This window comes from Pseudomonadota bacterium, from assembly GCA_018823285.1.
Classification (GTDB): Bacteria; Desulfobacterota; Desulfobulbia; order Desulfobulbales; family JAGXFP01; genus JAHJIQ01.
On sequence record JAHJIQ010000054.1, the window covers coordinates 1 to 21932 of the forward strand.

A 21932-nucleotide genomic window follows, 5' to 3' on the forward strand; every position below is an offset into this window, starting at 1 on the left:
AGTCGGTTGCGGAAGCCAGACCCTTGGTTGCCAGAACCCGCGTTATCGCCGAGGTCAGGGTTGTCTTACCATGATCGATGTGGCCGATCGTTCCAATGTTTACGTGCGGCTTAGTCCTTTCAAATTTCTCTTTTGCCATGACTAATCTCCTCTGCCCAGATTATCAATTGTAATAATGGTGTTTTCACTATGGCTCAGTGTTTCTGCAGCTCCAAAAACTCTGCCCGCCTTAACATGGAGCCCACGAACGGATTCGAACCGTTGACTTCTTCCTTACCAAGGAAGTACTCTACCGCCTGAGTTACGTGGGCACCCAGCCAAAAATAATGCTGCCGACCGGCCTGCAGCCGGATAATATCTGGAGCGGGAAACGGGTTTCGAACCCGCGACCCTCAGCTTGGAAGGCTGATGCTCTACCAATTGAGCTATTCCCGCTTTTCAGCAAAAAAACTCTGTCAAGGAATTCAGCGCCAAGCCTGACCGAATTCTACTCTGGTGGAGGGGGGAGGATTCGAACCTCCGAAGGCTTCGCCGACAGATTTACAGTCTGTTCCCTTTGACCGCTCGGGAACCCCTCCACAAAATCATCAACGCCATGCACCAAACGGGCATGGCGATTTTCGTCATCAGGCTTCACTTCAGATAACAACAAGTAGCCAGAATTATTGCCAAACTGGAGCTGGCGATGGGACTTGAACCCGCAACCTGCTGATTACAAATCAGCTGCTCTGCCAATTGAGCTACGCCAGCGTGACGCGACATACTAATATCTTAGCAACTAAACATCAACATTTTTTTTGTCCGATGCAGATGTTTAGTTGCGCAAGATAAAAAGACGCCGAAACCCGTTGCCGCTGAAGCAACCGCTTGACAATCAAGCCCGGAATTTATGCGACTGCTACTCTCCGGCCACCGCCTTGACAAAACCGCTCTGCCGATATTTCTCAAAAGTCATGGCCACGGTCCTGTAGATCATGTGCGCAAATTTGGTGTACGGCATATAGAGGAAAAGCATGAATACCGCAACCAGATGAAGAAAGTAGAGGAAGTAGGCAAATGAAGGAATACCGAGGAGCCGGATCAGCTCAGCGCCCAGTCCGGTAATACCGACAACCATGATCTCGCCGATCAGGAACCAGTCATAAAAGGTAGGAGTAGTGCCCTGCTTTTCTTCGCTGCTTGACCGGTTCGCCCACAGGATCCCGATCCCAATGATCAAAGCAATCGCTCCGACATTGGCCAGAATCTTGAAGGGGTCTGAAAGCGGAATGGGTCCGTGCAGAATGGCCCGCATCTCCTCACTGACAAAAAGAGAGACGATATCCTTCCGGAGCAGACCATAGTTGGTCACGATGAAAAGAGCAATGAAGGAAAGAATCAGCGGCAGATGCCCATTAACCCGATTCTTGTTTTCACCACATTCGTTGAACCGTTTGTGCTGAATGGTCTCAACTACGGTCGGGACAAGAAAATCCATAACGAACTGTTTCGCAGAAGGACGGAAATCCTTATTTGATTCAATGGACTCATCCATCTTGCACCAGAGATCCTTGGCTCCCTTTAAGGAGGCAAAAGCAGCAAAAAGAAAGGCCGGAACAAAAATCATATCAATAAAAAAAACATTCTTGGAAAGCCAGTGGAAATCCCAATGGCCGAAAAACTGACCGAAGCCGACTTCCTTGAAGGTCTCAACGTCCGGAATGTGAAACCCGCCATTTGCTACGGCAAACAGCACTCCGATGAGGAACATCGGGATAATGATCATCAGCGGAAGATTCTTGCCGTTGCTGCAGAAATTGGCCAGTCCTTTCGGGAAACCGAAGTGCGTGTAAGTATAGGCCCTGATTGCACCAAGCACATCACCCGGTTTCGCTCCACGGGGACAATATGCGGTACAGTCACCACACTGATGGCAAAGCAAGGTGTCAGGGTCTGCAGCCAGTCGATCTTTCAACCCCCACTGGGCCCAGATCATCTCTTTCCGCGGAAAAGGATTGCCGTCAGTTGACAACGGACATACTACTGAACAGGTCGCACACTGAAAACACTTCTTGACGGAATCCCCGCCTGCGCTTTTCAGATATTTGATAAAATTAAGATCGGGTTCAACCCGCGTAACTTCAGACATCACATTTCCTCCCCTAAACTTTTCCGTCAAACCAGCAACGGGAATATTTCAATTGAGTCAATCGGGATTCTGAACAGCCGGCACTCACGAGTGACTGCCGGCTGTTCAGCCCAGTATCATATAGAAATTAGAAGCCCTTGAAGGGGTTGGGGCCCATCGCAACAACAGAATCTACAAATTCCTGAATGATATCAGGCACTTTGTTGAAATCGGTTATCGCAACTTGCTCGGCCCGGCAACGCTCAGGCTCAAGGCCAAGGCTACCCAGGGTTTCACCAATATTACCCATCCGTTTATTGGCGATCTCGCTGCCCTTGACAAAGTGACACTGATAATCGTCACCATATTTACAACCGAGAAGCATGACGCCGTCCATTCCTGAAGAAAGCGCGTCCTTGACCCAGACCACATTGACAGAACCCAGGCAGCGGACAGGAATAAAACGCACAAGGTTGTTGAGACCTTTGCGCCGCATGGCAGCCATGTCGATGGCCGGATAGGCATCGTTTTCGCAGACAAAAACCACGAAACGCAGCTTGTCCTCATCATCATCAGGAACCTCAACCGATTTAACCATTGAACCGATCATATCAACATTGTAGTTCTTGAAGCCGATGATTCGCTCCGGACACGCGCCCATACAGGTACCACACCGTCGACAACGGGTAGGGTTCGGCAGCGGGGTTCCTTTCTCATCATCATCAAGGGCGCCGAACGGACACTCTTCCGTACACCGCTTACACTGCGTACAGCGCTGCATAAAGAATTCCGGGTAGGACTGGTCGCCGGAACGAGGATGAACAGCCACCCCGCGATCGGTAGACTCGATACACTGAATCGCCTTCAGGGCTGCGCCGGTCGCATCATCAATCGCTTCATCCATCGCCATCGCCTTCCTGACTCCGCCACAAGTATAGACACCCGTCCGACGAGTTTCATACGGGAAACAGATGAAGTGTGAATCAGCATAGCCATCGAACAGATCCAGATCAAGAAAACCAGGGCCCTGACGATACGCCAGATTGATACTCTTGCTGTCAGCCGTGACAGGTCTCAGACCGGCGGCAAGAACAGCCATATCCACCTCAATGCGGATATCTTCATTGAGCAGGGTATCCTTGGCCGTAACCAGAAGGGAGCTGCCATGCTCTTCAATAGCGGTTACAGCAGCCTTGGTCATAAAAATCCCGTCGTTATTCTGGGTGGCTTTGTAGAACATCTCCATATTGCCCGGAGTGCGCATATGCTGATACAGAATATACGCCTTACCATCAGCGTTGTCCTGACGGACATAGCTGGCCTGCTTCAGAGCAACCATGCTGGTTACAGAGTTGGCAAAAGGGAAATCCTTATCATGCTCTGCCCCGCCCGGGCTCTGGATAAAGGCAACCCGTGCCGGGACCTTGCCTTCCTTGGCAAGTTTCTCAAACTGGGCATTGGTGACAACCTTGCTGCTTGAAGGATTCAAGTGTTCGTACTCGGAGACATCGGCCGGGGTCCAGCCGGTGGCAAGAACCACGGCGCCGAATTTCTCGCCAGAGGGATTGTTTTCAGTGTAGACCTTCAGACCGGCATTGGGGTCTTCCAGCTGCCCTTTGTCAATCAGGTCCTGCTGGTCAACGGTAACCTTGGCCGGAGCATCCCACTCACTTTTGGTCCCGGCGGCTTTGATGGTGGCGACAAAATTACCCGGAGCACCGGAAATCCTGGCCACCTCGCTTGAGGTCTTTACCGTGATGTTGCTGTCTGCCGATACGGCATTGACCAGATCAGCGATGGAGTTTTCTTCAAGATCAGCCCAGGGAGCCTTGGTCGGGAACTGCTTCCTCCAGCCGAGAGCCTTGCCGCCAAGAATTTCGGTCTTCTCCACCAGAGTCACTGCATATCCTGCCTTGGAAGCTTCAAGGGCAGCGGTCATACCGGAAATACCACCGCCCATCACCAGAATTTTCCTGGTGACGGTTTCAAGCTGATAAGGATCCGGCAGTTCCGTTTTCTTGGCCTGGGTACACCCCATTCTCATATAGTCGGAAGCAAGCTCTTGGGTAAAATCGGCTTTGGCATCTTCAGGCTGGCACCAGACCACCTGCTCGCGCAGATTGGCCCTGACGGTGATCTTGTCATTGCCAAAGTCGAAGGCATCCTGCATGACTCTTGGAGAACAGGCGCCAACGACAATAGTATTCACCCCGTCATTATCCATGTCGCTCTGAATCATTTCGCGCCCGGCAGCACCACAAAGAGCTTCATGGGTTTTACAACCCATCTTCATTTCGCCGGTCACAACCCCGGAAAGCGCCTCAATATCAAGGGCCTCACCGATACCACATCCTGTGCATATATATGCACTATATTTCTTGTCCATTATCGTCACCTCCTACCGTGATGCCTGAATAGCTTTCAGGGCAGCAGCTGTTGAATTCTGAGTGCTGGTCACAACATCAGCCGCCTTCTTGGCGCAACCGGCAGCAAGCATCCCTTTGGTGGCATCAGAAACCAGGAAGCCATTCGCATCAGCTCCAATCCCGATTCCCTGTCCATTCGGCTGCATACCTGTTGCAAGAATTGCCAGGTCGACTTTAGTCTGAACCTTGGCGCCGGTCACGGCATCTTCTGCCACAACAGTCACACCGCCATCAGCTTCAGCAATGATATCGGCAACCTTGCCCTTTACAAAGGTAACGTTTGGGTCAGCCATCATCTTCTCACGGAACTTCTCATATTTTCCCGGTGAACGCAGGTCAATATAGAATACCGTTATCTTGGCGTCGGGATACTGCTCCCTGACGTATGTGATCTGCTTCAGGCTGGCCATACAACAGATATAGGAGCAATATTCAAGATGATTTTCATCCCTTGATCCGGCACACTGAACAAAGGCAAAGCTCGCGGGTTCCTTGTTATCCCCCGGACGAAGAATTTTACCGTCGGTGGGTCCACCGGGTGCGGCAAGCCTTTCCATCATCATGTTGGTGATGATGGCATTGCTGGAACCGAACTTCAGGTTGGTCATCTTGGTGGCATCATAAGGAGTCCAGCCGGTCGCCCAGACAACTGAAGCCACATCGACGGTCATTTCCTTTGCTGCGCCATCAAGTTCAATCGCATCGTATTTACAGGCTTCCTTGCATTTGCCACATTTGTCACAGGCTTTGGCGTCGATGACGTACTTCATCGGAAAAGCCATGTCATGGGGCTTGTAAATAGCCTTGGTTTTGTCCATCCCGAAGTTGAAGTCGTTATCACGTTCCCGGGGACAAACCTCAACACAGGCATTGCAGGCGGTGCAGTTGTTGTTTACACCACGAGGGGCGCTTTCCAGTGTGACCTGATATCTGCCTGCGGCACCATCAACTTTCTTGACCGTGGTCATCGGATACACCCGGATTTTCCGGTTGTTTTTAATTCTTTTGAAGTTGATCTCCAACCCACAGGAAGGGGGGCAGAGTTTCGGGAAATACTGGTTCAGTTGGGCAACTCTTCCGCCAAGGTAAGGGTTCTTCTCAACAAGAAAAACATCCTGACCAACCTCTGCGGCTTCAAGGGCAGCGGTCAAACCGCTGATCCCACCACCCACGACCAGAACTCCGCCTGCACCGGGTGCACTTCGTTCATCTGTCATGCCTAGCCTCCATTTATAATGAGTAATAAAATAATATTAGCTGGTTTATTTAGCTCAACCGGCCTGCAACAGCCGACCGCCTCAGCCAAATGAATCAGCACCGTTGTATTTACAGAAAAGTCTCCAGGCGCTAGTATCGCGCCTGGAGACTTTATTCATCTTAAGAACTTTATCAATGAATCTAAATAATTAGATCCACGGCTCAGTCTCAACGATGTTGATACACGGAACCTTCTCGCACTTCCACTCCTGAGTCTTGGGATCGAAAGTGGAGTTAACGAAAGCCTTCCAGTTTGCATCATCACAGGTCGGGTAGTCTGACCTGTAGTAGAATCCAGGGTAACGGCTTTCCTTACGGAACTCGATGTGACGGATATGGGTTTCAACACACCAGATACGATGGTAGTTCTCCCACGCCCTCATCAACTCATGCAGGTCGCCGGCAGCCATCTTGGCAGCATCTTCACGCAGCATGCGAAGAAGATCAAGACAGATGTTCAGCAGTTTGCCGGAAGTCATGTAGTAGGTCGCAACACCACCGCCGTACTCGTCGGTAGCTTTCATGAGACGCATCATGATTCCTGCAGGCTTGCAGTAGTTCGGGTTTACGTCACTGGCGGTGGTTGCGCCGACATGCTGATGGTACAGTTTAACCGGTGCATAGATCTCATCGGCCAGCTGCTGAGCGGTCTGGGACAGCTCGGGTTTGAAATCAGCATGATCACGACAGTACTTGACCATCTGCTTGGCAACAATACGACCCTCGGCATGGGAGCCGGAGGAGAATTTGTGACCGGAAGCACCAACGCCATCGCCAGCGGTAAAGAGTCCGTTAACGGTGGTCATCCGGTTGTAACCCCATTTGTACTGGTGGCTGCGAGGACCATCTACTGTCGGAACCCAGTCTTCGTTCGGACCGGAGGTCCAGATACCGCAACAACCTGAATGGCTGCCCAGCATGTAGGGTTCGGTCGGCATGATCTCGGAACCTACTTTCTCAGGCTCGATGTTCATACCAGCCCACAGACCGGCCTGACCGACTGACATGTCAAGGAAGTCTTCCCACGCTTCTGACTCAAGGTGTTTCCAGAACTTCATAACTTCCTTCTCGTCCATACCTTTCGCACGACGATCGTCAAGGAAGGCATTCAGAGCAACATCGGTAGCCATGTAGATCGGGCCGCGTCCCTCTTTCAGCTCGTTCAGCATCAGATGGTTACGCAGACAGGTCGGGGTGACTGCTGACTGACCGTAAGGCATGAATTTTGCCAGTTCGCCCTTCACAGAGTCACTGTTGGCATAGAACTCACCAAGACCGTTCTGAACTTTAGCCTTGAACAGAAGGAACCATGCACCAACCGGTCCGTAACCGTCTTTGAAACGAGCCGGGGTGAAGCGGTTTTCCATCATGGTCAGGGTGGCGCCAACCTGGGCACACATGGTGTAGGTGGAACCTGCGTTCCAAACCGGATACCAGGCGCGGCCTTTACCTTCACCGGTAGACCGGGGACGGAAGATATTTACAGCACCACCGCAGGCGCAGAGAGCGGTTTTGCAACGGAAAACATGAACCTTGTTTTCACGGGTCGAGAAACCAACCGCACCGGCGATCTGATTGTCAACGTTTTTGTCGAGGAGCAGTTTAACGATGAAAACACGCTCCAGACAGTTCTCTTCGCCGAGAGCGGCTTTGGCGGGCTCGGCAACGATGCACTTGTAGGACTCACCGTTGATCATGATCTGCCATTTACCGGTCCGTACCGGGGTGCCGCCTTCACGAAGTGACGGAGCAGGTTTGGCACCGTCAAGGTTTTCGCCGGCTGCATCTTTCTTCCAGATCGGCAGGCCCCACTCTTCGAACAGCTTCACGGACTCGTCAACATGACGGCCGAGGTCGTAGATAAGGTCTTCACGAACAACGCCCATCAGGTCATTACGAACCATCTTTACGTAGTTCTCGATCGGGTTTTCGCCGATATAGGTGTTGATAGCAGACAGGCCCTGAGCTACAGCGCCGGAACGCTCCATGGAGGCCTTGTCAACAAGTTTGATTTTCAGGTCGGCCGGGGCCCACTTTTTGATCTCAAAAGCAGTACCGCATGCAGCCATACCACCACCGATGATCAGAACATCAACATCGTGCTCAACAATCTCGGGATTGGTCACGGCGGGCAGTTCGCCCAAAGGCTTATTAGGTAACGCCATAGTCGAATCTCCTTATAAAGTTATTAGAACTTGATAGTTAATTAATAATTCGACCAATCACTTAGCCAGCATGGTCGGTTGGGGCAACGTACCCTCGAGGAGCAGACGCTCGTCATCGAGATTCTCGCCCTTGCCATCTTTGTAGGCATTGGCAGCACCCTCAGCGGTGGTCCGGATCGGGAACTTGAAACGTTTCATGTTGCCATTACGAAATTTAACAGTCCACATGATGGAGTCTGAACTCCTCATCGGATGAACCATTCCGCCCATGGGGACAAAGTCATTGTAACCGCGAACGGCAATGGCGCCCTGGGGACAGATTTTTACACATGAGTAGCATTCCCAACATGCATCAGGCTCCTGATTGTAAGCCTTCATCGCCTCAACGTTCAAGACCATCAGGTCATTGGGGCAGATGTACATGCAGGCAGTTTTGTCACCACCCTTGCAGCCATCACATTTGGAAGGATCTACATAGCTCGGCATTAACTTACCTCCTAACTAAATTGATTTTTTAGACTTCACATCCAAGCAAAGTCCGCTCTAAATTAAACCGCGAAACAAATATCCGGCTGACACAAATACAAACGCCTTGCCACACACCGACCTGTGCAAATAAACTGCCCGTGTGCAGTGGCTATTACCTTACCCGCCGGAAACCAGAAAACAACGCGAAAACAGGTTTTAGAATGAATGACCGTCTCCCGCAAGAAAAAAATGAGGAATCACTCATTTTTTCCGAAAATCCTGTATAATTTTTCATATATTAAAAGTCAAGCAAAAAACAATTTACGATTTATACACAAAAAAACGGAATTTGAAACCATTGTTTCCCTGTTTATTTATTCACAGCTCCCGCTCAGGACTTTTTGACATCACTATTCCCCTGCCAACCCTGAGAACCATGGAATTCCAGGGTATTCTGCATTAAATCAGAGTTTTCCATCTTGTCTCCAGAACCTCAGAGCGGACAATCAATTCCATAACTTTATCAATGATTCCGTTACAATAGACTGTTCCGCACCAGAATGAATCACCCCTCATTAGAATTCAGTTTGACACCCGCCCCATCGGTGGTTAATGTGTCGCCAATTCAATATCAGATTGATCCTTTCAAACCCTCGATCCAATTAATAAAGCTTCAAACAGGTAGCCTATCATGAGCAAACAGGAAGAAAAGATACCGTTTGGCGGGAAGACAGCGTCAGGCACAGATACCAATCCGAGCAATATTATGCCCGCCAAACTTACACCGGACAGCAGGCTGAAATTCAGATGTCATCCCGGCGTTTCCTGCTTCACTGCCTGTTGCGGAGATATCAACATCATCCTCACCCCATACGATATCCTGCGCATCCGCAAAGCCACAAATCTTCCTGCCGATGAATTCCTGCTCCGCTTTACAACCCCTGTCTTTCTTGAAAAAACCGACATGCCGGGCGTAAAACTCCATCTTGATGAAAATGGCCGGTGTCCCTTCGTTACAGACGAAGGATGTACAATCTACCCGGATCGCCCGACCACCTGCCGTTACTACCCTGTCGGCATGTCTTTTTTCCATGAAGCCGCAGATGTGGGCGGCACCTCCGAGGAATTCTATTTTCTGGTAAAAGAGCCCCATTGCAAGGGCCATGACGAAAAGCAGGAAATGACCATAAGGGAGTGGCGTTCCGACCAGGGGATCGATGACAGCGACCATATGAACAAAGAATGGATGGAGCTCGTAATGCGCCGCAAATCATTCGGGATGCAGGCCACGCTGAGTGAGGCCGCGCAGAAAATGTTTTTCATGGCCAGCACCGATCTCGACAAGTTCCGCAGTTTTGTTTTCAGCAAATCCTTTCTCGACACCTATGAACTCGACCAGCACACTTTGGACACGATCAAGGATGACGATATCGCCCTGATGAAGTTTTCATTCAAATATCTTGCCTCGTCACTTTTCGGCACCCAGGATCTCAAAATCAAAGATGAAAAGATAAAAGCCAAAGCGGAACAGATCAGACAGAAGCAGGGTGATCTGGAAAAGAAGGCTGAAGAGACATACAAACAACTTGAGGCCGATCGGGACATGCTCCTGGCCGAGATGAAAAAGAAATAGAGCCGTGGCAGGGCACTAATTTCGGGCCTCCTGAATAGCCCGGGTCACCCTTCAAGTTTTATGGAGAACACCGTCCCCTCTCCGGGTGAACTGGCGACTTCAATACGGCCTTTATGACTGTCGATGATGTTTTTGACAATGGCGAGTCCCAGACCGGTGCCCCGATATTTGTCGGTATAGAATGGTTTGAATATCTGCTGCAGGCCTTCGTCCGTGATTCCCGGACCATTATCGCTAATCTCAATGGTCACTCCGGAATTTTTCGGATTCTCCGCCGGGTGACCCTTCACCGTGATTTTCAGCATTCCTCCATCTTTCATGGCCTGAATACCGTTAATCAGTACATTCAGCAGTGCCCGGTATAACAGCTCTCGGTCAATCGGGATCGGTTTGAGATTCTCATCAATATTCAGTGTGCATTCGATCTTGTTTTTATCCAGTTCCGGAGAGATAAATGCCGCAGCCCCTCTTACAACTTCAGCGATGGAAGCCGGTTTCAGTTTGATCTCTCTCGGCCTTGCAAAATCAAGAAACTCTCTGACAATCCCATCAAGCCGAACTGTTTCTTCGATGATCACCGAAGCGAGCTGGACGTTGGCCGGCGACGTTTCGCCAAGACGCTTGCGCAGCATCTCCGCAGTACTGCGGACTATTCCCAGCGGGTTTTTTATCTCGTGGGAGACCGAGGCCACCATTTTGCCAAGACCGGCCAGATGTTCACTCCGATGCAGTTTGTCTTCAAGCACCTGCCTCTCCCTGGCCCTTGCATCAATGATTTTGTCAGCCCTGGCAACAATCAGCCGCAGCACCACGAAAAGACAGAACATGCAGAGGAAGGAAATCAGGGTGATAATGGCCTTGAGTCTTATGGTTGCCTCATAATCCTCCGACAGGTCCTGAATAATCTCGATAACCCCGAGGATGGAGCTTGGGGTCTTTTCCGATCTGAAGGGAATATATGAGATCAGTCTATAGGAGGGCTTCTCCCTGCCCGGCAGAAGATTGATGAATGACCCCTTGGCCTGCAGCAGGGAGGAAGTTCTTCCCGCTTTCGCCATCTGGAACTGCTCCAGCCCCTCACCCTCCTGGCCGACCCTGCCGCTTGTCGTGCTGTACACGATCATATTGTTCTTCTGGTCAAGGATGCTCACCGATTCGACATTCAGGCCGTGCGTGATATCCCTGATAATCGCATCAAGACGTTTCTGTTGTCCGGGATGCTGCGGAATCAGACTCCCGTAGCGGAGGAAAGAGGGGAGAACGAACCTGTCGTATACCTGATGATTGATGTTCCGGGCTGAAACAAGTGCATACTCTTCGCTCCTTCTGAGCATCACCCCGTTGGCATGGTTGGAGATGAGCGTGGCAAGAACCGGCGCAAACACCAGAAACACCAGGAGGGTGGTGAAAGAAAAAAACTTCACCAGCCCAAAGGGTTCGTAATCTTTTGTTTTGTCCGGCCCCATTATGTTCTCACGAACAGCATCCGCATTTTTTACACCTTGAAGTGTCACAGGGAGCAGTCATCTTTTCGCCAAGAGCGCGCTGATACTCCCGCCACAGGTAGCCTGGTTTTATCCGATGATCAATGATCGTCCAGGGGAAGATTTCCCCCTCTCCTCTGTCGCACCCGACATAGTCATCCGTTGTAATATCATTTTGCCGAAAAACATGTCGCCAGTTTGCACCGCTTTTCGCAAGCTCGATAAGAGCCGGAGCAAGACGCCGGTCACCTCTGGCAATTACCGCCTGAAGAAAGGCACTGTCAGGTTTTTCGCCCATGATTTTCAGATTAGCGACTCCGACAAGATTCTGCCGCAAGAATTTCATTTTATTTTTCAGTTGCTCGATGGTGGCAAACGGGTGAAACTGGAACGGAGTCCAGGCTTTGGGAACAAAGGGGTTGATACTGAGCGTGAGCGTGCTGAGTCGACCTCTTTCACGCCCCGGGCCTGACATCACCCCCAGCACCTCCCGGACCAGCGTGACCATTTCCAGAAGATCCTCTTCCGTCTCGGTGGGCAGACCAATCATGAAATAAAGCTTCAGATTGACCACCCCGGCCCGGACAAGCTTTTCAGCGGAACCGAGAATATCCTCTCTGGTAATCCCCTTGTTGATCACTTTTCTCAAGCGCTCTGAACCGCCATCAGGTGCCAGAGCAACCGTTTTCAAATTGCTGTCCGCGAGGAGCCGAATCAGTGAATCATTCAGGGTGTCCGCCCGTAACGATGAAAACGAAAGTCGGCATCCCTGGGCCAGGAGCGTATCAACTATCTGTGCCAGATCCTCCGCCTTCGCCATCTCCATCCCGAGCAGTCCGACCTTGGTGATGCCCTCGGGCCTTTCGTGGAGCGCTTCAAGCACCGAAGCCAACGAACGGAGCCGGGGGGGGCGATACACGTACCCTGCGGCACAGAATCGGCAGCCTCTGCTGCAGCCACGCCCAAGTTCAACCAGGAATAGATCTGAAAATTCCGCGGCCGGGGTCACAATCTTCGAACAAACGGCAACCTCCTTGTTTTCTGAGCGAGAAACAGCGATTCGTGCAGGGAGACCTTGCCGGGCAACAATCTTTTCAAGTTTTCGATGCGCAGTGTAAAAATATTCATAAAAGGCTGGCACATAACAACCCACGATTTTTCTGCCAAATTCCGCAAGCACGCTTGAACGATCCCCGGGCAACCCCTCCCTGATCAGCCTGGACATAATTTGCGTCAAGGGTGGGTCGGCTTCGCCGATAACCATCAGATCAACAAAGGGCGCCAGGGGTTCCGGGTTGATGGAGCAGGCAACACCTCCCGCGATGATCAGCGGCGACACCGGTTTTACGGGAAGCCCGGCCCGCTTTTCCGCCAGGGGCTCGATATTACCGGCAAGCAACATACTGAGCAGGGAGATGATATCTTTCTCGAAACTCAACGAAACAAGAAGAATGGGAAAATCAGTGATGGGCCTTGATGACTCCACAGAAAGCGCCATTTCCCCGTCAGCGGGGAGAAACAGTCGCTCACAGACAACCTCGTCCAGGCAATTCAGCATGTCGTAAACCAGCTGGAAGCCGAGATTTGACATACCAACCCGATAGGCGTTGGGAAAAATCAGTCCGACCGGCAGCCTGCCGGTCCAGCTCTTTTTCCAGGACCCTTTTTCACTGGAAAGACTATGCTCCGGGCCTGGCCTTTGATGCCGCATTGATTATTTCATATTCGGATGAGTGGAGAAATTCTAAAGAAAAGCTGGAAATTATTCTGCAAACCATACCGGGTAGCGCATGTACTTCGGCTACCCCAGCTTTTCCACGCAATGCAATTTTTCTGCCTGGGAAAACGACATGTCGGTCAAGTTAGCAGTGACGAGAAGGTCAGCCGGCGAAAAACTACCGAAAGACTGATGTTTGCCGGGTATCTGCCTGTTCTTCTCTTGCGAGATTCAATTCTCGTTTCTACGAATAAAGGTGGGCGTGTCCAGATGATCCTCATCAAAACCTACATCCAGGAAAGGGTTGCGCTGACGCCCGCTCCCTGCCGGCCGGGAAGACTCTCCGGCATGGCTCTCCTTGTTCTGGAAGGGAAGCGTCTGGGCCACTGAAGGTTTTCTAGGCTCGCTCAACCTTGTCACCTTATCCGGGAGGGAATTTAGATCTTCTGCTGTATTGATCCCGGTGGCAATGACGGTGACCCGCAACCCTTCCCCGAGTGACTCGTCAAAGGTCACCCCGAGAATTATATTGGCGTTTTCATGTGCTTCTTCATAGATTCGGCTGGTGATCTCGGTCACCTCCGCCATGCTGAGCAGATCTTCCCGAGACGAGACGTTGATCAGAACCCCCCGTGCGCCATCAATACTGATATCCTGCAGGAGAGGGCTCGCTATCGCCATATCGACCGCGTCGATCCCTCGATTCTCACCTACTCCGAGACCGGCTCCCATGAGTGCCGGGCCCATCTCGTTCATGATTGCTTTCACATCCGCAAAATCCGGATTGATATACCCGGGAAGGTTGATTGTATCGGTGATCCCTTTCACTGCCTGGACGAGAATGTTGTCGGCCATTTTCATGCTGTCAATAAACCGGCCACCCTTGCCCGAGAGTGAAAGCAGGCGATCATTGGGAACAGTGATGATTGTATCAACATGTTTTTTAAGCATTTCCCAACCCTTGGTGGCGTTCCGCATCCTGGTCTGCCCCTCAAAGGTGAAGGGCTTGGTGACAACCGCCACGGTCAGAGCGCCCATCTCCTTACTGACCCTCGCCACAACAGGAGCCGCTCCGGTCCCGGTGCCGCCGCCGAGGCCCGCCGTGACAAAAACCATGTCGCATTCGCCGATGATGCTGCGAATCTCCTCCACACTTTCTTCCGCAGCCTCACGGCCTCTTTCCGGGTTGGCTCCGGCGCCAAGCCCCTTGGCGCTGCCCGGTCCGAGCTGCAGCCTGATGTCGGCGCGTGAGTTTTCAAGGGCCTGCAGGTCGGTATTGGCGGCAATAAACTCCACGCCACGGATCTTGTTTTCCGCCATGGTATTGATTGCGTTGCCGCCGCCACCACCAACACCTACAACTTTTATGATTGCGCGGGATTTATTGTCTGCGAATTCGAATGACATCTGAACTCCGGAGTCAGTTCTCTAATAGTTTGACCAAGGTAAATATTTATACCTCAAAGCAGTCGTCACTTCTACTGATTTTTTTAAATATTTCAAGTCGTTCGGCACTTATCGGAGGTCTGGAGAACCGTGTTTGCCCAACCCTCACGGACCAGACGCGTCCTGCTTCTTCCGCTCCCTTGAACAAAAATCAGAACGCCCCCCGAAACCAGTCCCGCATGCGCCCCGCCAGTCGGCCGAACACACCGTCTTCATTATTTTTGAAGCGTTGGCTAGACTCGTTCTTCATGGCAAAAAAAATCAGGCCCAGACTGGTTGCATACTGGGGAGTACTGACCATATCCGCCATTCCCCCCACTTTCTTCGGATATCCAATCCGGACCGGGAGATCAAATATCTGCTCGGCCAGATCGACCATGTTGGCCAGAAGCGATGTGCCGCCGGTCATTACCAACCCGGCGTTAATCTTGTCGTGATAGGACGAGTCCTTGAGCTGATCTTTGATCAGCGACAGCATCTCCTCAACCCGTGGCTCCAGAATTTCTCCCATGACCCTCCGCGAGATCCTCCGGGAATCCCTGCCCCCGACACTGGGAACTTCTATCACCTGGTCCTTATCGATCAGCGATGCCAGGGCCGAACCGTATTTTTCCTTCAGAATTCCGGCCTCTTTAAGGGGAGTTCGCAAACCGATGGAGAGATCGTTGGTGAGATTATGCCCCCCCAGACCCAGAACGAAGGAGTGCTTGATCGTACCATCGGTGAATATCGCCAGGTCCGATGTTCCCCCTCCGATATCAAGCAGGCCTATCCCAAGCTCCATCTCTTCCCGGGTCAGAACAGCTTCTGCGGAGGCCAGCGGTTCCAGAACAACGTCGCACACCTCAAGTCCCGCCCGGTTGCAGCATTTCACAATATTCTGGACCGCCGCAACCTGACCGGTAACAATATGGACGTCCGCTTCAAGCCGCACCCCGGTCATGCCCAGCGGATACTGGATTCCATCCTGATCATCCACCATGAATTCCTGGGGCAGAATGTGCAGCACCTCCTGATCGGTGGGAATATGGACCGCACTTGCGGCATCCACAACCCGGTCGATATCCTCCTGGGTCACCTCTCCCTGCCTGATCGGGACAAGTCCCCTGCTGTTGAATCCCTTGATATGACTTCCGGCAATTCCGGCATACACCGAGGAAATCTGGCACCCGGCCATCTTTTCAGCATCATCCACCGCCCGCTTGATCGACTCGACGGTGCTTTCAATATTGACCACAACACCCCGTCTCAAGCCGATCGACGGGTGGATTCCAACCCCGACCACGTCAACCCGGTTATCGATCACCTCTGCAACAACGGCACAGATCTTGGTGGTTCCGATATCGAGTCCTGCGATAATTTCCCCTCTTTCTTCCTGGCCCATATCAACTCCAAAAATTATTTACGAAACACCCAGAGTCACAGCATATCCTGACCCACAAGTATCTGCTCGGCGGCCGAAGCCATATCAATGTATTCTGTTGTTCCGAACTTCTTATGCCGGTAGAGCCAGGACAGAACCCTGGCCAGACGCGAATATTTTATTTTCAACGCTTCCCCCACCGCGCCAATTCGGATCGGAAATGGCCTGTCAACCAGGAACAGAACCAGATCATTCTGATTGCTGACATTAATCTCCGAAATGTTCTGCACCGGGAGATTGAGATTCCCGAGACTTGCGTAGGAGATGAAACCCAAGGCATATTTCAGGGTTTTCGCATTCTCGGCAGCGCCATCGCCCTCCAGTCCGGAAAGTCCGGTAATCACCGGGTAATCCATCTCCTCCGGGGGCAATGCCTCGGCAAAAGCTTTTCCATCCCGATCAACATAAAACAATTTGGTGTCAATGGCGACCATCGCCACCGGAGCATACTCCTTCACCGAAATTTCAAGTCGATTCGGCCACTGCTTCCTGACCTCAGCCCGCATGATCCACTGACCTGATTCCACTTTCGTCCTGATCTCATCAACATCGAGTACCAATAGGTTCGTGTGAATATCAACCCCGCTGTACTCAAGAACCTGGCTCTTACTCGTTTTCTGGCACCCCTCGATCCGAATGGCCGTGATCTGGAAAAAATCCGACCTGCCCAGGGCCTGATAAACAACGAGCAGAACCCCGGCAATCGCCACCGCACCTGCAATAAAACCTGCAGCAACAATGACAACCCTCTTTTTCTGACTGAGCCGTGGGTCGACGGGTTTCCGTTTGTGATATCTGACTCTGGGATTCACCGCTGCAGCCCTCCCCGACCAAGAAAATGCACCTCGGGTTCAAGCATGACCCCCGACTCTTTCCTGACCTGTTCCTGCACCTTCTTCATCAGGCACAGGACATCCTCGGCGGTGGCCTGTCCGGAATTGACAATAAAATTGGCATGCAGTTCAGAGACCACCGCCCCGCCAACCCGCGTCCCTTTCAGTCCGGCATCCTGGATCAGTTTGCCGGCAGGAGTTCCATCCGGGTTTTTAAAAAAGGAGCCGGCACTGGCCGCGCCGTATGGCTGTTTTGCCCGGCGCCCGGCAACATATTCCCTGCACTTCCGGTCAATCTCCTGCCGCTCCCCCTCCTCCAGACGAAGAACGGTTTTCACCGCGAGCACGGGGTCTTTCACCAACCAGCGCCGATATTCAAACTGCAGATCCTCTCCCGTCCCGGTAATCATCGACTTCCCGTCAAACCAGGTAATGGAGAAAATCACATCCTTCATCTCTTTTGCCCAGGCACCGGCATTCATATAGACCGCCCCGCCCACACTACCGGGAATCCCGGCCGCAAACTCCAGGCCCGACAGGGCGTGATCGGTACACCATTTGACCAGACCGGCCAGGCTGCAGCCGGTTTCGACTTCCACCAGATGGTGCCCATCCCGGTCCCGGCCCCGATTTCTGATCCCGGACATTTTTTCGAGCGTAATCACCACCCCCGGAAACCCCGTATCCAGAGCCAGGATATTGCTGCCTCTCCCCATGCAGACCCAGGGCAGACCGGAACCGGCGCAGCCCTTGACAACGCATGCAGCTTCGTCTGCAGCCTCCGGTCTGACAACCGCCCAGGCAAGGCCACCGATTTTGAGGGTAGTCATCTTCGCCAGAGAAACATCCCATTCGATATCTCCCTTCCAGAAACTCCTGATTGCCGTCCGGAACTTTTCCCGGCTCTGTTCTGCATCTTTAGCCATTCCCATTCATATCTTCCTCATTACTGAGGTGACCCCATACCAAGCTTCGCCAAGATCGTTTCACCGGCGGTTAGAATGTTCCCTGCGCCAAGGGTCAGCACCACATCCCCACTTTGCAGGATCGGCACAACCGCATCGGGCAGATTCTCCACCTCGGCCACAAAGCAGGCCTGTTTCTGTCCGTGCTGCCGAATCGCCTCCAGCAGAATCTCCCCGGAAACTCCCTCCAGCGGGGTTTCACTTGCCGCATAAATCTCCGTCAGATAAAGAATGTCGGCCATGTGAAACGCAGTGCAGAATTCGTTGAACAGCGCCCTCGTCCTGCTGTAACGATGCGGCTGAAAAAGAACAATCAGCCGTCTCTCGGGCCAGGCATTGCGCAGGGCAGACAGGGTTGCTTTCACCTCGGTCGGATGATGGCCATAATCATCGATCACGGTGATGCCATTCACTTCGCCTTTAATCTCGACCCTCCGGTGAACACCACTGAATTCTGCCATCGCTTCGGCAATTTCATTGAACGGGATATCAAGCTCCAGCCCAACGCCTACTACCGCCAGGGTATTATAGATGTTGTGGGTTCCCGGCTGGGGAATCGTGATCCGCCCCTTTTTTTCCTGACCGACCCACACGTCAAAACTTGATTTCAGACCGTGGGTCTCAATGGCCTTGGCATGGATATCCGCCTGGGCGGTCAGGCCATAGGTGATGGTCCGCTTGCCGATATGCTGGAGGAGATCGGCCACATGCGGATCATCCAGGCAGACAATCGCCGCGCCGTAAAAAGGGATCTTGTTGATGAATTCCAGGAAAGCCGCTTTGATCTCATCAATGTCCCGATAATAATCAAGATGCTCCAGATCGATGTTGGTCACCACCTCCAGAACCGGTGACAACTTGAGAAAGGAGCCATCGCTTTCATCCGCCTCGGCCACCAGGAACTTTCCGGCGCCGAGTTTGGCATTGGTGCCGAAAGCGTTCACCGTCCCTCCGATAATCACGGTGGGATCAAATCCGGCGCGGGCGAGGAGCCAGCCGATCATCGAGGTGGTCGAGGTCTTGCCGTGGCTTCCCGCAATGGCGATGCCGAACTTCTGCAGCCGCATCAACTCCGCAAGCATTTCCGCCCTCGGGATAACCGGAATCTGCGCCGCACGGGCAGCCAGAACCTCCGGGTTGTCGCTTTTCACTGCGGTCGAAACCACCACCACGTCGGCGCCGACAATCCATTCCGCCTGATGCCCGGTGTTGATTATCCCGCCCAACGATGCCAGACGCCGGGTAATTTTCGATTCCCGCAGATCCGACCCGCTGACTTTATACCCGAGATTCAGCAGGACTTCGGCGATCCCGCTCATGCCGATCCCGCCGATCCCGACGAAATGAATCTGTTTCACTTTTTTCTTATACATTTTTCAGAGCTGCTCCCTGGTTGAATCCGGCAAGTTTCAGACACTCCCATACAATCTTTTCAGTGGCTTCCGGGAAAGCCGCAGACCCGGCCTTTTCGCCTATTCGCAGTAACTCTTCAGAGTCCTGCAGCATTCCCGAGATGGTTGCCGCCATAACCTCCGCATCCAGGCCTTCCTCTTTCAGAAGCACGGCGCCGCCTCTCTCGGAAACCATTCTGGCGTTGTATTCCTGGTGGTTGTCGGCGGCAGAAGGGAAGGGAATGAGAATGGAGGGCAGACCCATGGCGCAGATTTCGGCAAGGCTGGTCGCCCCGGCCCTTGAAACCACAAGCCCGGCCTGCACATATACGGCGGCCATATCATCAATAAACGCTTCAACTCTCGCCCGGATGCCGGCTCTTTCATAAATTTTTCGAATCTCCTCCACATCCGCCCTGCCGGTCTGATGGATTACGAAAAAATCAGCGGGGAGCGTATCGTGGACCTTCTGCAACCCTTCGGCAACAAGAATATTGATCCGGTGGGCGCCCTGGCTGCCGCCCATGACCAGCAGGGCCGTCCCGGGATTCTTCTTTCTTAAAGCCCCGGCCGCAAGTATCGCCTTTCGCAAAGGGTTCCCGGTCAAAAGAACCTTGCCCGGCGGAAAAAATTTTTCACTGCCCGGAATGGAGAGAAAGACCCGGTCAACAATTTTCCCGAGCAGGCGATTGGCCAGCCCCGGCACCGAGTTCTGCTCATGAATGGTAGTTGGTATCCCAAGAATTCTCGCGGCCAGAACCACCGGCCCGGTCACGTAGCCACCAACCCCCAGGACCAGGTGAGGCCTGAATTTTCTGAGGATCCGCATCGAGGCGACAAGAGCCATCGGCAACTGGATCAGACTGGAAAGGATTGCCCGGGGGGATTTTCCTTTCAGTCCCTGGCATTTGACGGTTGCAATCGCAAACGGACGATTCACCAGGACTTTCGCATCCACCTGCCGGTCTGTCCCGATAAAAAGCACTTTGCTCTGCGGCATATTTTCCAGCACCTGATCGGCGACCGCAATTCCTGGGAACAGATGCCCCCCGGTGCCACCACCGGTAATGACAAGCCGAAAATTATTTACTTCCGCCGGAGCAGCCATCTTCCATTACCCTGTGTCGATTCCATTCCCCTGCGTCCGGAATCTTATGCCGACATTGGCTCACCACATTTCACACCAAACCCCGCTCTTCCTTCCGCCTCCCCCTTACCGAACCTCGGCAGCCATTTCCCGGTGGAGCGGCGCATAGATTCTTCTGACTTTTTCCCGGGTTTCGGCAAAGCAGGTCGGGCACAATCCATGTACCACTTCATCCCCATTCAGCTCTGGGGTCTGTGACCACCTCCCGGCCTCACCGGTCCTATGACATAAACAGCACGTTCTTTTCCTCATTTTGCCGCCTCCGTTTTAACGCATCATGATTTCACTGACCGCCGCCCTGAACACATCACCCCTGTGCGAGTAGCTGTCAAACATATCAAAACTCGCACAGGCCGGAGACAGCAGCACGCTGTCCCCTTCTGCCGCGAGATTCCCCGCTTTTCTGACCGCATCATCCATACTCTCGGCCATCACCACTTTCGTTACCCCGGAAAAAGCCTCGGCCATTTTATCTTTCGCTTCACCGATCAGGACCATGGCCTTTACTCTGCCGGTGACCTGATCAAGCATGAGCCGATAATCCCCACCCTTGTCACGCCCCCCCGCAATCAGGACCACCGGCCCCGAAAAACCGCTTAAGGCCGCGGAAACCGCGCCGATATTGGTCGCTTTGGAATCGTCATAATACTTCACGCCACCAAACTCTCCGACCAGAGACAACCGGTGCCCCAATGGCCTGAAACCGACCAGCGCCTTCTGTACCGCCGACGCAGCGCAACCGAAAATCCTCGCGGCCAGAATCGCCGCCGCCGCATTATGGGCATTCGGCTCACCGGCAAGACAGCTGCCGGTAAGGGAAAACGTTTCAACATCACCGCCTTTGGCAAGATCAACGCGGACCAGAGCGCCGCAGATCGATGCGGAAGGTGTGCCCGGCGGAGGGTTCACTCCGAAAAAGCCCCTCTGCGCCGGAACGGGATACCCGTCAATCCTTGAAGTGATCTCGGGGTCATCGCCATTGATCACCGCATGTCCGGTGCGGAGCTGTCCTTTAAAAATTGACAGTTTCGATGCCGCATATTCTTCATAGTCGTGATAGCGATCCAGATGGTCCGGGGAAATATTCAGCAGAAGAGCGATTTCCGGCCTGAAGTCCGGTGCGGTATCAAGCTGAAAGCTGCTGACCTCGAGGACCGCAAGATCGGTTTCTTCCGTTTTCAGCAGATGTTCGGCCAGCGGGACCCCAAGGTTTCCGCCGACAAACGCCCGAAATCCGGCCGTTTTCACTATTATCCCGAGCAGTTCGGTGACCGTGCTTTTGCCGTTGGTGCCGGTAATCGCCAGGATCGGCTTATCATAAAGCGCCGCCGCAAGAGCAAGCTCACCGATCACCCTGATCCCCTGTTCTCTTGCCGCCGCAAAGAATTGCTGCTGCAACGGAACACCGGGACTGACCACAATGAGATTGATCCCTTCAAGAAGATCTCCGGCAAGAGTCCCGCACTGCAA

The 21932-nt window shown here is 52.7% G+C and carries 16 protein-coding genes and 4 tRNA genes; 1 reads left to right on the plus strand and 19 read right to left on the minus strand.

Annotated features, from left to right (window positions below):
* From tuf to aprB, 10 genes are all read right to left on the minus strand, one after another.
* Positions 1-139, minus strand: a 139-nt coding sequence (gene tuf, locus KKG35_12555; GenBank protein ID MBU1738959.1) for an elongation factor Tu, incomplete at its 3' end; no start/stop codon positions are given.
* Positions 140-235: 96 nt separating this feature from the next.
* Positions 236-311 (minus strand) — tRNA-Thr (locus tag KKG35_12560).
* A 48-nt stretch (positions 312-359) separates the two neighbouring features.
* Positions 360-435 (minus strand) — tRNA-Gly (locus KKG35_12565).
* Between the two features lie 58 nt (positions 436-493).
* Positions 494-578, minus strand: a tRNA-Tyr gene (locus KKG35_12570).
* A 96-nt stretch (positions 579-674) separates the two neighbouring features.
* Positions 675-750, minus strand: a tRNA-Thr gene (locus KKG35_12575).
* A gap of 148 nt (positions 751-898) precedes the next feature.
* On the minus strand, positions 899-2128 hold the full coding sequence (gene qmoC, locus KKG35_12580; GenBank protein ID MBU1738960.1) for a quinone-interacting membrane-bound oxidoreductase complex subunit QmoC: 1230 nt from the start codon (positions 2126-2128) through the stop codon (positions 899-901).
* A 127-nt stretch (positions 2129-2255) separates the two neighbouring features.
* The gene (locus KKG35_12585; GenBank protein MBU1738961.1) at positions 2256-4493 is read right to left on the minus strand and encodes a hydrogenase iron-sulfur subunit; all 2238 of its coding nucleotides are present in this window, start codon (positions 4491-4493) and stop codon (positions 2256-2258) included.
* Between the two features lie 12 nt (positions 4494-4505).
* Positions 4506-5750, minus strand: coding sequence for an FAD-dependent oxidoreductase (locus KKG35_12590; protein MBU1738962.1), 1245 nt, complete (start codon positions 5748-5750; stop codon positions 4506-4508).
* 189 nt (positions 5751-5939) lie between these two features.
* Positions 5940-7955 carry an adenylyl-sulfate reductase subunit alpha gene (gene aprA, locus KKG35_12595; protein ID MBU1738963.1) on the minus strand — a complete coding sequence of 672 codons (2016 nt, stop codon included), beginning with the start codon at positions 7953-7955 and terminating at the stop codon, positions 5940-5942.
* Between the two features lie 57 nt (positions 7956-8012).
* Positions 8013-8441, minus strand: coding sequence for an adenylyl-sulfate reductase subunit beta (gene aprB, locus KKG35_12600; GenBank protein MBU1738964.1), 429 nt, complete (start codon positions 8439-8441; stop codon positions 8013-8015).
* A 673-nt stretch (positions 8442-9114) separates the two neighbouring features.
* Between aprB and KKG35_12605 the strand changes: the two genes are divergently transcribed.
* Positions 9115-10056 carry a YkgJ family cysteine cluster protein gene (locus tag KKG35_12605; protein MBU1738965.1) on the plus strand — a complete coding sequence of 314 codons (942 nt, stop codon included), beginning with the start codon at positions 9115-9117 and terminating at the stop codon, positions 10054-10056.
* A 44-nt stretch (positions 10057-10100) separates the two neighbouring features.
* On the opposite strand, the gene KKG35_12610 is transcribed toward KKG35_12605, so the two are convergent.
* The 9 genes from KKG35_12610 to murD all read right to left on the minus strand — a co-directional run.
* Entirely contained in the window at positions 10101-11522 is a 1422-nt protein-coding gene (locus KKG35_12610; protein MBU1738966.1) for a two-component sensor histidine kinase, read from the minus strand.
* Positions 11523-11529: 7 nt separating this feature from the next.
* Positions 11530-13251 (minus strand): radical SAM protein, encoded by a 1722-nt coding sequence (locus KKG35_12615; GenBank protein ID MBU1738967.1) that lies wholly within the window; start codon positions 13249-13251, stop codon positions 11530-11532.
* A 237-nt stretch (positions 13252-13488) separates the two neighbouring features.
* A complete protein-coding gene (gene ftsZ, locus KKG35_12620; GenBank protein ID MBU1738968.1) occupies positions 13489-14664 on the minus strand; it encodes a cell division protein FtsZ in 1176 nt (391 codons plus the stop codon).
* A gap of 190 nt (positions 14665-14854) precedes the next feature.
* Positions 14855-16087 (minus strand): cell division protein FtsA, encoded by a 1233-nt coding sequence (gene ftsA, locus KKG35_12625; GenBank protein ID MBU1738969.1) that lies wholly within the window; start codon positions 16085-16087, stop codon positions 14855-14857.
* A gap of 35 nt (positions 16088-16122) precedes the next feature.
* Complete coding sequence (locus KKG35_12630; protein ID MBU1738970.1) at positions 16123-16938, minus strand: FtsQ-type POTRA domain-containing protein; 816 nt, start codon at positions 16936-16938, stop codon at positions 16123-16125.
* On the minus strand, positions 16935-17885 hold the full coding sequence (gene murB / locus KKG35_12635) for a UDP-N-acetylmuramate dehydrogenase (GenBank protein MBU1738971.1): 951 nt from the start codon (positions 17883-17885) through the stop codon (positions 16935-16937). The genes KKG35_12630 and murB overlap by 4 nt, the downstream gene beginning before the upstream one ends.
* A gap of 20 nt (positions 17886-17905) precedes the next feature.
* Positions 17906-19297 carry a UDP-N-acetylmuramate--L-alanine ligase gene (locus KKG35_12640; protein MBU1738972.1) on the minus strand — a complete coding sequence of 464 codons (1392 nt, stop codon included), beginning with the start codon at positions 19295-19297 and terminating at the stop codon, positions 17906-17908.
* Positions 19290-20423 (minus strand): undecaprenyldiphospho-muramoylpentapeptide beta-N-acetylglucosaminyltransferase, encoded by a 1134-nt coding sequence (gene murG / locus KKG35_12645; protein MBU1738973.1) that lies wholly within the window; start codon positions 20421-20423, stop codon positions 19290-19292. Before murG ends, KKG35_12640 begins: the two co-directional genes overlap by 8 nt.
* Positions 20424-20729: 306 nt before the next feature.
* A partial coding sequence (gene murD / locus KKG35_12650) for a UDP-N-acetylmuramoyl-L-alanine--D-glutamate ligase (protein MBU1738974.1) occupies positions 20730-21932 on the minus strand: 1203 nt, incomplete at its 5' end.

What these genes read in the sequence shown, in the direction of transcription:
- aprB (MBU1738964.1), bottom strand. Translation starts at nt 8,441, where the DNA reads ATGCCGAGCTATGTAGATCCTTCCAAATGTGATGGCTGCAAGGGTGGT.
- KKG35_12605 (MBU1738965.1), top strand. Translation starts at nt 9,115, where the DNA reads ATGAGCAAACAGGAAGAAAAGATACCGTTTGGCGGGAAGACAGCGTCA.
- ftsZ (MBU1738968.1), bottom strand. Translation starts at nt 14,664, where the DNA reads ATGTCATTCGAATTCGCAGACAATAAATCCCGCGCAATCATAAAAGTT.
- murB (MBU1738971.1), bottom strand. Translation starts at nt 17,885, where the DNA reads ATGGCTAAAGATGCAGAACAGAGCCGGGAAAAGTTCCGGACGGCAATC.
- ftsA (MBU1738969.1), bottom strand. Translation starts at nt 16,087, where the DNA reads ATGGGCCAGGAAGAAAGAGGGGAAATTATCGCAGGACTCGATATCGGA.
- KKG35_12590 (MBU1738962.1), bottom strand. Translation starts at nt 5,750, where the DNA reads ATGACAGATGAACGAAGTGCACCCGGTGCAGGCGGAGTTCTGGTCGTG.
- qmoC (MBU1738960.1), bottom strand. Translation starts at nt 2,128, where the DNA reads ATGTCTGAAGTTACGCGGGTTGAACCCGATCTTAATTTTATCAAATAT.
- KKG35_12640 (MBU1738972.1), bottom strand. Translation starts at nt 19,297, where the DNA reads ATGTATAAGAAAAAAGTGAAACAGATTCATTTCGTCGGGATCGGCGGG.
- KKG35_12610 (MBU1738966.1), bottom strand. Translation starts at nt 11,522, where the DNA reads ATGGGGCCGGACAAAACAAAAGATTACGAACCCTTTGGGCTGGTGAAG.
- KKG35_12585 (MBU1738961.1), bottom strand. Translation starts at nt 4,493, where the DNA reads ATGGACAAGAAATATAGTGCATATATATGCACAGGATGTGGTATCGGT.
- murG (MBU1738973.1), bottom strand. Translation starts at nt 20,423, where the DNA reads ATGGCTGCTCCGGCGGAAGTAAATAATTTTCGGCTTGTCATTACCGGT.
- KKG35_12615 (MBU1738967.1), bottom strand. Translation starts at nt 13,251, where the DNA reads ATGCGGCATCAAAGGCCAGGCCCGGAGCATAGTCTTTCCAGTGAAAAA.
- aprA (MBU1738963.1), bottom strand. Translation starts at nt 7,955, where the DNA reads ATGGCGTTACCTAATAAGCCTTTGGGCGAACTGCCCGCCGTGACCAAT.